Consider the following 15,128-nt stretch of genomic DNA (forward strand, 5'->3'; position numbering starts at 1 on the left):
CGGCGCGACGCGGCGCTGCGGGCGACAGCGGGAGTGCCGGGATGGCTGCATTCGACGTGATCGTGATCGGGCTCGGCGCGATGGGGGCTGCCGCGGCCGACCATCTCGCCCGCCGCGGCGCGCGCGTGCTCGGCATCGAGCGTTTCGGCATCGCCCATGGCCACGGCTCCTCGCATGGCCGGTCGCGCGCCATCCGGCTGGCCTATTTCGAGGACCCGGCCTATGTGCCGCTGCTCCGGCGCGCCTACGAGAACTGGCGCGATCTGGAGCGCCGCTCCGGGGAAAGCCTGCTCTCCGTCACCGGCACCCTGGAGATCGGCCGCCCCGACGGCGCCGTCGTCGCCGGCTCGCTGGCGTCGTGCCGCAGCTACGACCTGATGCACGAACTGCTCGACCGGGCCGCGATCCGCCGGCGCTATCTCGTCTTCGAACTGCCGGAGGATTACGTCGCACTGTGGCAGCCGGACGGCGGCTACCTGCGACCGGAGGCCGCCGTCGCCGCGTCGATCGGCCTGGCGGCGGAGGCCGGCGCGCGGCTGCATTTCGGCGAGCGCGTCCTGGCGATCGCGCCCGGCCCCGGCGCCGTCACGGTCGTCACCGACACGGGCCGCCATGAGGCCGGGCAGGTGATCGTCGCGGCCGGGCCGTGGCTCGCCGATCTGGTGCCCGAGATCGCCCCGCATCTGCGCCCGACCCGGCAGGTGCTCGGCTGGTTCTGGCCGCGCGACATGGCGGCGTTCGGGCCGGGCCGCTTCCCGGTCTTCATCGTCGACGACGGCGCCGAGGGCGCCCACTACGGCTTCCCGGCCTTCGAGAATTCCGCCGTCAAGGTCGCGCGCCACGGCCATCTCGACGAGCCGGTCGGTCCGGACAATGCCCGCCGCCCGGCCGGGCCGGAGGATGTCGCCGTCCTGCGACGCTTCCTCACCGCGCGCCTGCCGCTCCTCGACGGCGAGCCGGTGCAGACCGCCACCTGCACCTATAGCCGCCTGCCGGAGGACTTCTTCCTGATCGATCGTGCGCCGTCCGACCGGCGCATCCTGGTCGCCTCGCCCTGTTCGGGCCACGGCTTCAAGTTCGCCAGCGTGATCGGCGAAATTCTGGCCGATCTGACGCTGACCGGCGCGACGCCGCTGCCGATCGCGCCCTTCTCCTGGGCGGCCCTCGAAGCGCGGTCCTCGCGCGGCGCGTCCTGATCGGCGCGATCGGTACGATCCCGAGGGAGGGCAGTGCCGGATGGCGCGACTGCGAATGTCCCGCCGGCGGCGCTTCGGGCACTCTTCACCCATGCCGCACTCCGAATGCCACCTTTCCCATCCGGTCTCCGCCGATGCCCATCGTTCGGCGAAACGGCCGAGCGAAGCGCCTGCCGCCGGCCCCTGCGCCAGCTGCCGGGTGCGGACCGATTGCATCCGCTTCGGTTGGGTCTCGCCGGCAGGCATGTGGTTCGATCGCGTCATCGTGATCGAACCGCCGGCCGGCTGCCGCGGGCACGAGCAGAGCCGCGACGATATCGCCCGCCGATTCGGCCGCGGCTGAGCGCGCGCCGGCGCCGGCACGGCCACGATATCCGCCGCCGGACGAAGATGCGGATCCAGGTCCGCGAGCCCTGGTTTGCGTGCCCGCCGGTCGACCGGCGGCACGGAATTGCCGTTCCTCCCCTATGGCGGAGCCCGTGCCGACCGGCGCGGCGGGGCGGCGTGTGGAACCAACTGAACCGTCGCCGGTTGATGGCCTGACAGACGGCCGCACCGGAACGATCCTGCGAGATCGACCCGCTGCCTGCGGCTCGCAACTGGAGGCAGACATGCAGCAGCGCACTCTCGTCATCGCCGGCGTCGCGGTGGTCCTCGCGATCGCCGCCTTCCTGATGATCGGTCGCGGACCGAACACCACGGTCACCACGACGACCCCGCCGCCGCCGGCCTCGACCGCCGTCACGCCGACGACCACGACCCCGCCCGGCGCCACCGGTTCCGGCCCGGCCGTGACGCCGCCGGCCGCCACCACCCCGCCGGCGACCACGCCTCCGGCGACCAACCAGTAATTCCGGTCCCCCCCTGAATCGCTTGCGGCCGGCCCGGTGATCCGGGCCGGCCGCTGTCGTTCGAGCCGGGCGGGTCTTGCGGTTCAGGCCGACTTGACCTCGCGCAGGAAGGCCCCGATCTCGCGGCCGATCTCGCCGGAGCGGCCGACCAGGTCGCGGGCGGAGTCCAGGACCGTCCCGGCGGCGCGCCCGGTCTCGCCGACCGCCTTGCGCACATGATCGATGCCGCCGGAGACGGTCGCGGTGCCGTCCGATGCCTGGCCGACATTGCGGCCGATCGCCTGCGCGGCGACGCTCTGCTCCTCGACGGCGCCGGCGACCTCCACGGCAATGCGGTCCAATTCGCCGATCGTGTTGCCAATCGCCCGGATCGCCGTGACGGCGCCGTCGGTCGCCTGCTGGATTTCGGCGATCTGGCGGCCGATATCCTCGGTCGCACGGGTGGTTTGGCTGGCCAGCGCCTTGACCTCGGCGGCGACCACCGCGAAGCCGCGCCCGGCCTCGCCGGCCCGTGCCGCCTCGATCGTCGCGTTGAGGGCGAGCAGGTTGGTCTGGCCGGCGATCGAATTGATCAGCGCGATGACGTCGCCGATCCGTTCCGCACTGACCGCCAGCGCCTGGACGCTGCCGTCGGTGCGGCGGGCATCCTCGACGGCGCGCGCGGCGATCTCGGAGGACAGGCCGACGCGGCCGGCGATCTCCTCGATCGAACGCCCGAGCTGCCGCGCCGCCTCGGCGACCGCACCGACATTGTCGGAGGTGAGGCTGGCGGCGTTGCTCACGTCCTGGGCGCGTCGGTCGGTGTCGTCGGCCATCGTCGCCATGCCGCGGGCCGATCCTTCCATATGGGCGGCGGAGCCCTGCAGGTCGCGCATCAGGCCGGAGACCCGGTCTTCGAAGCTGCGCGTCAACTGGTCGAGCCGGTTCGCGCGCCGCATCTTGGCTTCGGCCTCGCGGGCCGCCTCGGCCTCGGCCGCCGCCTTGGCGACCAGGGCCGTCCGGAAGGTTTCCAGGGTCTCGGCGATCGCGCCGATTTCCGTGCGCGGATCGAGGCGCGGCACCGGCGCGTCGAGCCGGCCTGCGGCAAGGGCGCGCATCGGGACGATCACCGATCCGATGCCGCGCCCGATGCTTCTGACCAAGGCGAAGCCGATCGCGATCGCGAGCAGGATGCCGAGGCCGACCAGGCTGATGATCAGATTGCGTGCCGAGGTCGCCGTGGCGACGACCTGGGCGCCGGCCGCGTCCGCCCCTTCCGCCTTCATGGCGGCGAGCCGGTCGACGATCCTGAGGGCCGTCTCCATCAACGGCGCCGCCTTTTGATTGTAGAACTGGCCGGCCGCGTCCTTGGCGTAGGTCTTCGAGTATTTGACGATATCGTCGAGTTGTCCGGAATAGGCGGCCCAGGCGGTCTCGAAGGCCTTCAACGCATCGGTCTCGGCGGCGGACAGCGTCTTTCCGGCATAGTCCGCCCGCAAGGCCGCGACCTTGGCGAGTGCCGCCCGGTAGCGGGCCTCGGCGTCCGCCATGCCGTCCTCGTCGGCGGCGAGGATGTGCTGGAAGATGGCGGCTCGGGTGTCGGTGGTCGCCCGCTGCAGTTCGCCGACCTGACGCAGGCCCGGCAGCCAGTTGGACTGCGTTTCGAGAACGCCGGCCTCGATTTTGACGACGTTGAGCGAATTCACCAGACCGATCGTGCCGATGCACAGCGCGAATCCGGCAATCGTCCCGATCAGTCTGTTTCGAATCGAGATCGACCGCATGAGCGCTTCCTCTTTAGTATTGCGTTTCGTGCAGATGTTCGCCGCCTTTCGTAAACGATCCGACTACAGCGCCCGCCGCGGCTCCCGCGCCGTCGGCGGATGGCGTGCCGAAAAGCTCTTGCCCATCGGATCGCGCTCGATTATCAACCGCTGCGACGGCCTCGTGGCGGAGTGGTTACGCAGCGGACTGCAAATCCGTGTATTCCGGTTCGATTCCGGACGAGGCCTCCATATCGTTTCCAGACATCCTGACGTTCGTTGACCGGGCCTCCATCGTCTGCCCGGATGAGGCCGTGCGCCCGCGTGCCGCGCAGGGGACCGGCGAACCGACCCGGCCGTCCTGGTGAGACGCCTGCGGACGCGGTGCCGGCCGCAGGCCGCCGCTCCGACACCCGGGTCCGCCCAAATCCTACTTGTCGCGGCTCCCGCGGAAGCGCTATGAACCCGGCGGATCGCGGCCCGGCGGCGGGCCTTGCAGGGATGGGACCGAGACGATGACCGATTGGGCGACGGCGCGCAGGACCATGGTCGACAACCAGGTCCGAACCAACGACGTGACCGATCTCGGCGTGATCGACGCCATGATGACCGTTCCTCGCGAGCTCTTCGTGCCGGGCGCGCTGCGCTCGCTGGCCTATATCGACGAGCACATGCAGGTGAAGCCCGGGCATTCCGGCGCTCCCAGCCGCTTCCTCATGCAGCCGGCCCCGCTCGCCAAGCTGATTCAGCTCGCCGAGATCGGTCCGGGCGACAAGGTGCTGGTGGTCGGCGCATCGACCGGCTACGCGGCGGCCCTGGTCGCCGGCCTGGCGTCCGCCGTGGTGGCGCTCGAGGAGGATGCGGAACTTGCGGCCGAGGCCGGTCGCACGCTCGCCGGTCTCGGTCTCGACACTGTGAAGGTGGTGGTCGGTCGTCTCTCCGCCGGTGCGCCGGCCGAGGCGCCGTTCGACGTGATCCTGTTCGATGGCGCGATCGAGACCCTGCCGGAGGTCTTTGCCGGCCAGCTTGCCGAGGGCGGGCGCCTCGTCGCGATCGAGGGCTACGGCCTTGCCGGCCGGGCGAAGCTCTACCGGTCGAGCGGCGGAACCCTGTCGGGTCGGGCCCGCTTCAACGCCGCGGCCCGTCCGCTGCCGGGCTTCGAGAAGGCGGCCGAGTTCGTCTTCTGATTCTGCCCAGCCCTGACCTTGGCAATCGGGCTGATGCCAGCAAGGCTCTGGAAGATAACGAACAAGTGATCGCTCGGCGAAATCCCGCCACGTCTCCGCAGTATCCCTGCGGAGGCGTGGAATTCCATTCGTCGGAAGTGTTGCCCGTCTGCCGCAACGGTCGTTAATAGCGGTTAATATCGAGCTTTGCCCCTACGCGGCCCGGGTCCCTTGATCCACATTGGGGTCTGGAACGAGTCCGGCGACCGACGCAGTCGGTGCGCCTCTCAAGCATTGAAGGAGAGTGGTGTTGCGTACCAAGGCACTAATCCTGTCGGGTGCGGCCCTTCTCGCATTGGCTGTATCGACCGATCGCGCGGCTGCCCAGACCATGCTGGACTCGCTGTCGCTCGCCTATTCGAACAATCCGTCGCTGAACGCGCAGCGATCCAAGACGCGCTCGACCGATGAGGGTGTCGCGATCGCCATGTCGGGCTACCGGCCGCAGATCAGCGCTTCGGCGTCGGTCTCGCGCAGCACGCTGGAAGCCAGCCGGACCTCGACGGTGAACACCCTGCAGGGGTCCCAGCCGACCGGCTATGCCCTGGTGCCGGTCACCGTCACCGGAACCAGCACCAACACCTACTATCCGAAGTCGGTCAGCCTGAGCCTGGTCCAGCCGATCTGGCACGGTTTTCAGACCGCCAATTCGGTCAAGCAGTCCGAGGCCGCGGTTCGCGCCCAGCGCGAGCTGACCCGCTCGACCGAGCAGGATGTCCTGTTCGACGCCGCCCAGGTGTTCATGGACGTGATCCGCGACACCGCGATCGTGAGCCTGCGCGAAACCAACGTGAAGTTCCTGACCGAGCAGGTCCGCGCCGCGCGCGATCGCTTCAATGTCGGCGAGGGGACCAAGACCGATGTGGCGCAGGCCGATGCCCGCCTGCAGCTGGCCATCTCGCAGTTGAACGCGGCCCGCGCGACCGTCAATGCCAGCCGTGCGACCTTCCGCCAGGTGGTCGGCATCGAGCCGAAGCGGCTGACCGGCTCGATCCCGATTGAGAAGCTGCTGCCGAAATCCGTCCAGGCCGGACTTGAATTCGCCCAGGGCGGCCATCCGGGCATCCTGGCCGGCGTGTCGAACATCGATGTCGCGGCCTTCAACGTGAAGGTGCTCGAAGCCGAACTGATGCCGTCGGTCAATCTGCAGGCCTCGGCCTCGCGCAGCGTCGATCCGTCGCCGGGCACCAACTGGCAGAATTCGACGCAGATCGGCGTCAACGTGACCGTCCCGCTCTATCAGGGCGGCGCCGAGTATGCGCGCATCCGCCAGGCCAAGGAGAATCTGGGCACGGCCCGCATCCAGCTCGACGTGACCCGCGATCAGGTCCGTCAGGCGGTCATCGCGACCTGGGGCCAGCTCGAAGCCGCCTCGGCCTCGGTGATCGCCGCCAAGGCGCAGGTCGATGCGGCCCAGCTCGCCCTCGATGGCGTCATCCAGGAGCAGCGCGTCGGTCAGCGCACGACGCTCGATGTGCTGAACGCCCAGAACGAGTTGATCGACGCGCAGGTCAACCAGGTCACGGCCGACCGGAACCGGGTCGTGGCGGCCTTCTCGCTCGCCTCTGCGGTCGGCAAGCTCAGTGCCGAGAATCTTCGACTGAAGGTCGTCCGCGTCAATCCGGAAGAACATTTCGAGCAGGTCCGCGACAAGTGGTTCGGCCTGCGCACCCCGGATGGTCGCTGACCACCGCACGGCAAGAACGACCGGGCCGTTGCGATCGGCCCGCGACCGACGATGTCATGGCCGCCGCCCCCCGCCGGCGGTCCGATCCCGGTGGGCCGGTCGGGGATAAACGCGGTCCCGACGGCAGGGCTGCGTATCCGGCCGGCATTACTGCCACTATAGTTCCATGAATAGGTTCGAATCGGTCGGCCAGGACTGCGGCCGACACGGCGTGCGGTCGCCGATTCGACAGCGTGGGAATGCCAGGGGGGCTCATGGCCAAGGCTCAAGCGCAGGAACCCTCCATGGAGGAGATCCTGGCGTCGATTCGCCGGATCATCGCCGACGAGGAGAAGCCGGCCGGGAAGCTGATCGTCTCGCCGCCGGCCGCTCCGGCGCCCGCGCCCGTCGCGGTCGAGCCGGAGGCCGAGGAGCGGATCTCCGAGGACGAGCTCGACAAGCTGTTTGCGTCCGCCGCGCCGGACCCCGAGCCGGAACCGGACTTCGCGCCGGAACCGGATATGCTGGACGAGCCGGACGACGTGCTCGATCTGACCGACGAGGTGCTGGACCTGGCGCCCGAGGACGACGACCTGCAATTCAGCGATCCGGAGCCCGAGCCGGTCCGGATGCCGCCGCCCCCGCCACCGCCGCCGCCACGGATGCGTGCGCAGCCGGCGCCGCCGCGCCCGGCCGCGCGCCCGATGCCGCTCGACGAGGAGCGGTTGCTGTCGGATGCGACGGATCAGGTGGTCTCGTCGGCCTTCGACAATCTGGCCCTGACCGTCTTGAACAAGAACGCGCGCACGCTCGAAGACCTCGTCCAGGACATGCTGCGGCCGATGTTGAAGTCCTGGCTCGACCAGAATCTCCCGACCATGGTCGAGCGCCTGGTCCGCGCCGAGATCGAGCGCGTCACCCGCGGGCGCTGATCGACCGAGCGGGGCCGGGCAGGGCGCTGAAGCCGGTTCAAGGGCTGCTTGCGCCTACCCGGAAGCCCTCACGATCCGCCCTGCCGCTGCAAGCTTCGACTTTGTTGCGGGCGCACCCCTCATCCGCCCTTCGGGCACCTTCTCCCGCGAGGGGAGAAGGGAGTAACCCGTTGGCACTTAAGGGTAATGTGGCTGTCCGCTGAAGTCAGTTCGCCGCACCTCCACCGCCATCTCGGCTCCTTCCCCTTCTCCCCAAACTTGGGGCGAGAAGGTGGCCGAAGGCCGGTTGAGGGGGTGGATCGTGCGGACCGGGAAGACCTCGCGGTTCGGCGCGGAATGAAACCGAATCTATGAAGCCTGTTGCGGGCTCGCCCCCTCATCCGCCCTTCGGGCACCTTCTCCCCCGAGCGGGGGAGAAGGGGATACTGCTTTGAAACCTTGGGGTTATGTGGCCGTCCGCTCACACCCCTCCAGCAGTCGTCTCCGCCCCGCGGCCGCCTTGGTTCCTTCCCGTGCTCCCCACTCGTGAGGGCGACGGGAAAGAGCCGATTGAGGGTGGTCGCCTTGCCATCCCGGTCGGGATCGCGACAGCGCGGAGCGGGCCGCCCCGCGAGCTCGGATATTGCCCGCGGGTTGACACCCGACGCCTGCTCGGGCTTATCGGTCGCCTGCCGATCCTGCCCCGATTGCGCGCGGCGTCTTCCGCTGGCCGCGCCGAGCCTTACGAGACCGAGCCTATGCTTGAGAAGACTTTCGACGCCGCCTCTGTCGAGCCGCGGATCTCCGAGGCCTGGGACGAGGCCGGGGCCTTCCGCGCCGGGGCCGGCGCCGAACCGGGCGCGGCGCCCTATACGATCGTCATTCCGCCGCCCAACGTCACCGGCTCGCTGCATATGGGCCACGCGCTCAACAACACGCTGCAGGACATCCTGGTGCGGTTCGAGCGCATGCGCGGCCGCGACGTGCTCTGGCAGCCGGGCACCGACCATGCCGGCATCGCCACCCAGATGGTGGTCGAGCGGCAGATGGCCGAGCGCCAGGAGCCGAACCGTCGGGCGATCGGGCGCGAGGCCTTCGTCGAGAAAGTCTGGGCTTGGAAGGCCGAGTCGGGCGGCACGATCACCAACCAGCTGAAGCGCCTCGGCGCCTCCTGCGACTGGTCGCGCGAGCGCTTCACCATGGACGAGGGCCTGTCGCGCGCGGTCCTCAAGGTCTTCGTCGACCTGCACAAGAAGGGCCTGATCTACCGCGACAAGCGGCTGGTCAACTGGGACCCGAAGCTCCTGACCGCCATCTCGGATCTCGAGGTGCAGCAGGTCGAGATCAAGGGCAACCTCTGGCACCTGCGCTACCCGATCGAGGGCAAGCGCTTCGACGCCGAGGATCCGTCGACCTTCATCGTCGTCGCCACGACCCGGCCGGAGACGATGCTCGGCGATACCGGCGTCGCGGTGCATCCCGAGGACGAGCGCTACACGCATCTCATCGGCAAGAACGTGGTCCTGCCGCTGGTCGGCCGGCGCATCCCGATCGTCGCGGACGAGTATTCCGATCCGGAGAAGGGCTCGGGCGCGGTCAAGATCACGCCGGCGCACGACTTCAACGACTTCGAGGTCGGCCGCCGCAACAACCTGCGCGTCATCAACGTGATGACCGTGGAAGGCGCGATCGACATCGCCAACAATGCCGAGTTCCTGAAGGGCCTGGTGGTCGACACCGAGCTGCAGGAGACCCTGGTCTCGATCGAGGCGCGCGACCGCTTCGAGGCGCGCAAGCGCATCCTCGCCATGCTGGAAGCGCGCAATCTGATCGAGAAGATCGAGCCGCACACCCATATGGTGCCGCATGGCGACCGCGGCGGCGTGCCGATCGAGCCCTTCCTGACCGACCAGTGGTATGTCGACGCCGCCACGCTGGCGAAGCCCGCCATCGCCAGCGTGCGCGAGGGCCGCACCACTTTCGTGCCGAAGGCCTGGGAGAAGACCTATTTCCAGTGGATGGAGAACATCCAGCCCTGGTGCATCTCGCGCCAGCTGTGGTGGGGCCACCAGATCCCGGCCTGGTACGGGCCGGACGGCCATGTCTTCGTGGAACTGAGCGAGGCTGAGGCGCTGGCCGCCGCGGCCGCCCATTATGGCGCGCCGACCGCGCTGACCCGCGACGAGGACGTGCTCGATACCTGGTTCTCCTCCGCGCTGTGGCCCTTCTCCACGCTCGGCTGGCCGGACGACACCGCCGAGGTCAAGCGCTACTATCCGACCTCGGTGCTGGTCACCGGCTTCGACATCATCTTCTTCTGGGTCGCCCGGATGATGATGATGGGCCTGGAATTCATGGGCACCGAGCCCTTCAAGGACGTCTACATCCACGCCCTCGTCCGCGACGAGAAGGGCGCCAAGATGTCGAAGTCCAAGGGCAACGTCATCGACCCGCTCGACCTCGTCGACGAGTATGGCGCCGACGCGCTGCGCTTCACGCTCGCCGCGATGGCCGCGCAGGGCCGCGACATCAAGCTCTCGACCCAGCGCATCGCCGGCTACCGGAACTTCGCCACCAAGCTCTGGAACGCCGCCCGCTTCGCCGAGATGAACGGCTGCGTCTACGTCTCGGACTTCGAGCCGGCGGCGGCCGTGGATACGGTCAACCGCTGGATCGCGGTCGAATGCGCGCGCACGGTCAAAACCGTCGCCGAGGCGATCGAGGCCTACCGGTTCAACGATGCCGCCGGGGCGGCCTATCGCTTCGTCTGGAACACCTTCTGCGACTGGTATCTGGAATTCGCCAAGCCGGTCCTGCAGCAGGATGGCGATTCGAAGTCGAAGGCCGAGACCCGCGCCACCACCGCCTGGGTGCTCGACGAGGTCCTGAAGCTGCTGCACCCCTTCATGCCCTTCATCACCGAAGAGCTGTGGGCGGCGACGGCGCGCGAGGCTGGGCTGAAGCGGCCGGCCATGCTGGTCACCACCCGCTGGTCCACGCCGGGCACCACCGACGATGCCGCCGCCGACGAGATCAACTGGCTGGTCGACCTGATCACCGAGGTCCGCTCCGTGCGCGTCGAGATGAACGTGCCGCCGGCGAGCCAGATCCCGCTGGTCTTCGTGGCGCCGGACGCCGTCATCCGCGCCCGCATCGCCACCCACGAGGCGGTCATCGCCCGGCTCGCGCGCATCTCGTCGATCGCCGTGGTCGAGGCGGCGCCGAAGGCCTCCGCCCAGATCGTGATCGGCGAGACCGTCGCCTGCCTGCCGCTCGAAGGCGTCATCGATGTCGATGCCGAGCGCGGGCGCCTCGCCAAGGAGCTGAAGAAGCTCGCCGACGAGATCGGCCGCATCGACGCCAAGCTCGGCAATCCCGCCTTCGTCGCCAAGGCGCCGGAGGAGGTCGTGGAAGAGAATCGCGAGAAGCGCGAGGAATATGTCCAGCGCCGCGCCAAGGTCGACGAGGCGCTGAAGCGGCTCGGCTGAGCCGGGCGCGGCCGAAGGGCCGGGGAGGGCGGCACCATGCGGCGGGTCCGGGTATGTCTCCGATGGAGTGCCTGGGCCGTCGTGCTTCTGGTCGGGGTGGGCGGCCTCGCCCTGGTCCTGACGGCGCGGCCCGTGCGGTCCGACCTCTACCCGCCGCGCGGCGACGATGCCGCCGTGCCGGTTCTGCTGGTCGATCACGGCTATCATGTCGGCCTGATCGTGCCGCTCAGCCGGATCGGCGCGGTCGCGGCGGCGACGGGATCGCCCGCGCTCGGCGATCTGGCCGCCCGCTTCGCCGGCGCCGACTGGCTGGAGATCGGCTGGGGCGACGAGGCCTTCTATCGGCTCGCCCCGACGCTCGGCGATGTCCGGATCGGCATGGCGCTGAGCGCGCTGGCCGGGCTCGACGACGGCAGCGTGCTGCATGTCTTCGCCTTCTCGGGCGATCCGCGCCGGGTCTTCGCCGCCGGCGACGTGGTCGGGCTGACGCTCGGCGAGCGCGGTTTCGAGCGGCTGGCGCGCGGCATGGCGTCGGCCTTTGCCTTGTCTCCCGGCGGACGTCCGGAGACACTCGGACCGGGCCTCTACGGCGCGAGCCTGTTCTATCGGGCGACCGGCCGCTACAGTCTCCTCAATGTCTGCAATCACTGGGTCGCGGAGCGCCTCGCCGAGGCGGGCGTGCCGGCCTCTCCGCTGCCGGCGACGCTGTCCAGGACCCTGATGATGGAACTGCGCTGGCGCGCCGGCGCCCAATGAGGCGCGCCAGCGCCCTGTGAGGCGCGCCAGCGCCCTGTGAGGCACCCCATGTCCGGTCTGGTCGACTTCCTGAAGGAACTCTGCGAACCGCTCGGCGATGTCCGCTTCCGGCGCATGTTCGGCGGCTGGGGCCTCTTCACCGGCGAGGCTATGTTCGGGCTGGTCGCCGGCGACACGCTCTATTTCAAGGCCGATGCCGAGACCGCGCCGTTGTTCGATGAAGAGGATCTCGGCCCCTTCACCTACCAGCGCGCCGACCGCGGCGCCGTGCTGACCTCCTACCGCCGGGCGCCCGAACGCGTCTTCGACGATCCCGACGAGTTCCGCCTCTGGGCCCGCCGCGCCATGGAGGCGGCGGCGCGCCGCGCGACCGACAAGCCGGCCAGGCCGAAGCGCGGCAAGAAGCGCTCGCCGGCCGCCGACTGAGCGGCTTGGCGTCAAGCGGATTGCCGGGGCGGGGAATTGGCAGGCGGGCACAGTCTGCTACCTTACGGGACGATAGCTTTGCAGGATCGTGCCGATGCCGCTTCCTCGCCTCCTCGCCGCATGCGCCCTTGCCGCTGCCGTCCTGCTCTTTCCCGACGGGGCGGCAGCCGCCGGCCGGATCGCCCTGGTCATCGGCAACGGCGCCTATGCGGACGGCCGCGACCTGCGCAATCCGCCGAACGACGCCGCCGATCTCGGAGCCACGCTCGGGGCGGCCGGCTTTCAGGTCGATATCCGGCAGGATCTGACCCGGCAGCAGATGCTGACGGCGCTGCAGGATTTCGAGGACAAGGCGGCCGGCGCGGAGGCGGCGATCGTGTTCTTCGCCGGCCACGGCTTCGAATATGGCGGCACCAACTGGCTGGTGCCGGTCGACGCCAAGGTGAAGCGCGAATCGCGCATCGCCGACGAGACCATCCCGCTCGACCGCGTGCGCCAGGCGCTGGAGCCGGCGCGCGGTCTGAAACTCGTCATCCTCGATGCCTGCCGGGACAATCCGTTCCGTGCCGGGCTCGGCACGCTGACGCGCGCCACCACCGCCCGCGGTCTGGCCCGGGTCGAGACCAGCGGCCGCGAGGCGATCGCCTATGCGGCGCGGGACAAGACGACGGCGGAAGACGGCACGGGTCGCAACAGCCCGTTCACGACGGCCTTGATCCGCCACATCGCAACGCCCGGGCTCGACGTGCGCTTCCTGTTCGGGGCGGTCGGCGACGAGGTCCGCGTCGCCACCGCGGGCCGGCAGGAACCGTTCCTCTACCAGAGCTTCGGCCGGGATCCGGTCCATATCGTGCCGCCGGCCCCCGTCGCGCCGCCGCCGGTCGTGGCCGCGCCCGCCCCGGTGGCGGCGCCCGTGCCCGCCATGTCGACGGAGCGGAGCGACTTCGAGTTTGCCGAGCGGGTCGGAACCATCGGCGCCTGGCAGGCTTTCGTCGACCTCTACAAGGAGGGCTATCTGGTCCGGCTCGCCCAGGAGCGGATCGAGACGCTCAAGGCGAAGCAGACCGTGGCCGCGCTCCCGGGCGGCGGCGCCGAGGCGAAGCCGCCGGCAGCACCCGCCGCCACCCCGGCGCCGGCGGCCGGCGGGGCGTCACCCGAACTGACAGAGATCAAACGCGAGGTGCGGCGCGAATTGCAGCGGCTTGCCTGTGCGCCGGGGCCGGTCGAGGGGGAATGGACATCGGCGGCGACCGAGGCGCTGGCTCGCTTCGGGCGCGCGGCCAAGATGCGGGTTGCCGTCGCCGACATCGATGCCGGCCTCCTGGAACAGATGCGCCGCTACGATGACAATCTCTGCAAGCCGAAACCCGTCTGCGGCCCCGGCGAGAAGCTCAAGGGCGAAACCTGCGTGGCGCTGGAAACCGTATGTCCGAAGGGCACACGCCGGACGGCATCGGGCCGTTGCGAGGCCACGAAGACGGCCGTCGTTCCCGGGACTTCGAAGACCAAGCCCGACGCGGCCTTGCCGTCGACCGCAACCTCTGCCGCGAAGCCGAAGCGCGATCGCACCGCCGAGTACTACAAATGCGTGGAATGGGCCACACGCGAGGGCGTCACCGGGAATTGCCGCAATATCCTCATCGAGCCCTGACGCCCGCCCCGCCGCCCCTCACGCCACTTCGGAATTGCCGGTCACGTCCTGGTCGGTTTCGCAGCGGACCAGGTTGCGGCCGCCGCGCTTGGCGGCATAGAGCGAGGTGTCGGCCCGCTCGATCATCGATTGGGCGGTGTCGCCGCGCCGCCAGGAGGAAACGCCGATCGAGATGGTGATCCGGCCGAGATTCTCGCCGGTCGAGCGCTTGATCAGTTCCTTGGACATCACCGCCTGGCGGATATGTTCCGCCACGACCACCGCCTGGCGCAGATTGGTGCGCGGCAGGATCACGGCGAATTCCTCGCCGCCGTACCGGCAGGCGACGTCCTGGCCCTTGACGTTCTGCTTGACCGCGAGCGCGACGAGGCGAAGCACCTGGTCGCCGGTCTGATGGCCGTAGGTGTCGTTGAACTTCTTGAAATGATCGATGTCGGTCATCAGCAACGTGAACGGGTCGTTGCTCTGGTTCGCATCGTTGAGCGCCCGTTCCATCGAATGCTCGAAATGCTTCCGATTGGCGAGGGTGGTCAGATCGTCGGTCAGGCTCTCGTAGCGGATCGCCTCCAGGCTCTCCTGCAGTTCGGCGATCTGGCGCCGGCTGTCCTCGAGCTTCGATTCCAGGATCTTGTTGGCCTGCTCGGTCTTGCGCGTCACGGCGATCAGGCCGTCGATCACCACCTTGACGGCCGCGCCATCCTCCGCGCCGTTCAGGAGCTGCGTCGCGTTGTCGAGCGAGTTGCGGTAGCCGGATGTCGTCGCGATCGAACTGTCCAACGCCCCCATCACCTGGCCGATCTCGGTCGAGAGACGGCCGCCGACCTCCTCGATGCGTTCACCGAGACGACTGGGCGAAACAAACTGATCGTAGACCTGGGCCACCTCGGCAGTCGAGATGCGACCGCGGAGCCGAATGATCTCGTTGATGGCCTTGTTCAGGGAATGATTGAAGCCGGCCGCATAAGTATACCAAAGCTCATAATGGCGCGGATAGGCCGGTATGGCGTTCTTCTTCAGATGTCCAAGCGCTGACTCGCCGTAGCCGATCGTTCTACGAAAATCATCACTCTCGCCCATAGCCCGTCCCCAAACCGGACAATGGGATGCGGCCCGAAAGCAGCACCCCATGCCTATTGCAAACGAAGTTATATGCAAGGACTTAAGCGTGGGTTAAGCAAAAAACCGCGTTTCGCTTCCCGAACAATCCTCACACTC

At 69.0% G+C, this 15,128-nt stretch carries 11 protein-coding genes and 1 tRNA gene; 10 read left to right on the forward strand and 2 right to left on the reverse strand.

Annotated features, from left to right (window positions below):
• Positions 1 to 41: 41 nt before the first annotated feature.
• Both solA and ABB55_RS30535 read left to right on the forward strand, forming a co-directional pair.
• Complete coding sequence (solA, locus tag ABB55_RS26765; RefSeq protein WP_054361559.1) at positions 42 to 1,196, forward strand: N-methyl-L-tryptophan oxidase; 1,155 nt, start codon at positions 42 to 44, stop codon at positions 1,194 to 1,196.
• A gap of 611 nt (positions 1,197 to 1,807) precedes the next feature.
• The gene (locus ABB55_RS30535; RefSeq protein WP_054361561.1) at positions 1,808 to 2,047 is read left to right on the forward strand and encodes a hypothetical protein; all 240 of its coding nucleotides are present in this window, start codon (positions 1,808 to 1,810) and stop codon (positions 2,045 to 2,047) included.
• Between the two features lie 83 nt (positions 2,048 to 2,130).
• Here ABB55_RS30535 and ABB55_RS26780 read toward each other — a convergent pair whose 3' ends face one another.
• Positions 2,131 to 3,810, reverse strand: a complete 1,680-nt coding sequence (locus tag ABB55_RS26780; RefSeq protein WP_054361562.1) for a methyl-accepting chemotaxis protein — start codon at positions 3,808 to 3,810, stop codon at positions 2,131 to 2,133.
• A 157-nt stretch (positions 3,811 to 3,967) separates the two neighbouring features.
• Between ABB55_RS26780 and ABB55_RS26785 the strand changes: the two genes are divergently transcribed.
• The 8 genes from ABB55_RS26785 (at position 3,968) to ABB55_RS26820 (ending at position 13,913) form a co-directional block, all read left to right on the forward strand.
• Positions 3,968 to 4,041 (forward strand) — tRNA-Cys (locus ABB55_RS26785).
• A 263-nt stretch (positions 4,042 to 4,304) separates the two neighbouring features.
• Positions 4,305 to 4,976 (forward strand): protein-L-isoaspartate O-methyltransferase family protein, encoded by a 672-nt coding sequence (locus tag ABB55_RS26790; RefSeq protein WP_054361563.1) that lies wholly within the window; start codon positions 4,305 to 4,307, stop codon positions 4,974 to 4,976.
• Between the two features lie 286 nt (positions 4,977 to 5,262).
• Positions 5,263 to 6,702 carry a TolC family outer membrane protein gene (locus tag ABB55_RS26795; RefSeq protein WP_394367207.1) on the forward strand — a complete coding sequence of 480 codons (1,440 nt, stop codon included), beginning with the start codon at positions 5,263 to 5,265 and terminating at the stop codon, positions 6,700 to 6,702.
• Positions 6,703 to 6,956: 254 nt separating this feature from the next.
• On the forward strand, positions 6,957 to 7,613 hold the full coding sequence (locus ABB55_RS31180) for a PopZ family protein (RefSeq protein ID WP_276326416.1): 657 nt from the start codon (positions 6,957 to 6,959) through the stop codon (positions 7,611 to 7,613).
• Between the two features lie 737 nt (positions 7,614 to 8,350).
• Positions 8,351 to 11,080, forward strand: coding sequence for a valine--tRNA ligase (locus ABB55_RS26805; RefSeq protein ID WP_054361566.1), 2,730 nt, complete (start codon positions 8,351 to 8,353; stop codon positions 11,078 to 11,080).
• 81 nt (positions 11,081 to 11,161) lie between these two features.
• Positions 11,162 to 11,836 (forward strand): DUF2459 domain-containing protein, encoded by a 675-nt coding sequence (locus ABB55_RS26810; protein ID WP_054361567.1) that lies wholly within the window; start codon positions 11,162 to 11,164, stop codon positions 11,834 to 11,836.
• A gap of 48 nt (positions 11,837 to 11,884) precedes the next feature.
• Positions 11,885 to 12,262: a TfoX/Sxy family protein gene (locus ABB55_RS26815; protein ID WP_054361568.1), complete on the forward strand. Its 378-nt coding sequence runs from the start codon at positions 11,885 to 11,887 to the stop codon at positions 12,260 to 12,262.
• A 94-nt stretch (positions 12,263 to 12,356) separates the two neighbouring features.
• On the forward strand, positions 12,357 to 13,913 hold the full coding sequence (locus ABB55_RS26820; protein WP_054361569.1) for a caspase family protein: 1,557 nt from the start codon (positions 12,357 to 12,359) through the stop codon (positions 13,911 to 13,913).
• A gap of 18 nt (positions 13,914 to 13,931) precedes the next feature.
• Here the strand turns inward: ABB55_RS26820 and ABB55_RS26825 are convergent, their stop codons facing one another.
• Positions 13,932 to 14,990: a GGDEF domain-containing protein gene (locus tag ABB55_RS26825; RefSeq protein ID WP_054361570.1), complete on the reverse strand. Its 1,059-nt coding sequence runs from the start codon at positions 14,988 to 14,990 to the stop codon at positions 13,932 to 13,934.
• Positions 14,991 to 15,128 lie beyond the last annotated feature (138 nt).

The sequence above is a fragment of the Prosthecodimorpha hirschii genome (assembly GCF_001305515.1).
Classification (GTDB): Bacteria; Pseudomonadota; Alphaproteobacteria; order Rhizobiales; family Ancalomicrobiaceae; genus Prosthecodimorpha; species Prosthecodimorpha hirschii.

Bases quoted from the DNA above. Each gene is read 5' to 3' on its own strand.
- solA (WP_054361559.1), top strand. From the start codon at position 42: ATGGCTGCATTCGACGTGATCGTGATCGGGCTCGGCGCGATGGGGGCT.
- ABB55_RS26820 (WP_054361569.1), top strand. From the start codon at position 12,357: ATGCCGCTTCCTCGCCTCCTCGCCGCATGCGCCCTTGCCGCTGCCGTC.
- ABB55_RS26805 (WP_054361566.1), top strand. From the start codon at position 8,351: ATGCTTGAGAAGACTTTCGACGCCGCCTCTGTCGAGCCGCGGATCTCC.
- ABB55_RS26780 (WP_054361562.1), bottom strand. From the start codon at position 3,810: ATGCGGTCGATCTCGATTCGAAACAGACTGATCGGGACGATTGCCGGA.
- ABB55_RS31180 (WP_276326416.1), top strand. From the start codon at position 6,957: ATGGCCAAGGCTCAAGCGCAGGAACCCTCCATGGAGGAGATCCTGGCG.
- ABB55_RS26790 (WP_054361563.1), top strand. From the start codon at position 4,305: ATGACCGATTGGGCGACGGCGCGCAGGACCATGGTCGACAACCAGGTC.
- ABB55_RS26815 (WP_054361568.1), top strand. From the start codon at position 11,885: ATGTCCGGTCTGGTCGACTTCCTGAAGGAACTCTGCGAACCGCTCGGC.
- ABB55_RS26825 (WP_054361570.1), bottom strand. From the start codon at position 14,990: ATGGGCGAGAGTGATGATTTTCGTAGAACGATCGGCTACGGCGAGTCA.
- ABB55_RS30535 (WP_054361561.1), top strand. From the start codon at position 1,808: ATGCAGCAGCGCACTCTCGTCATCGCCGGCGTCGCGGTGGTCCTCGCG.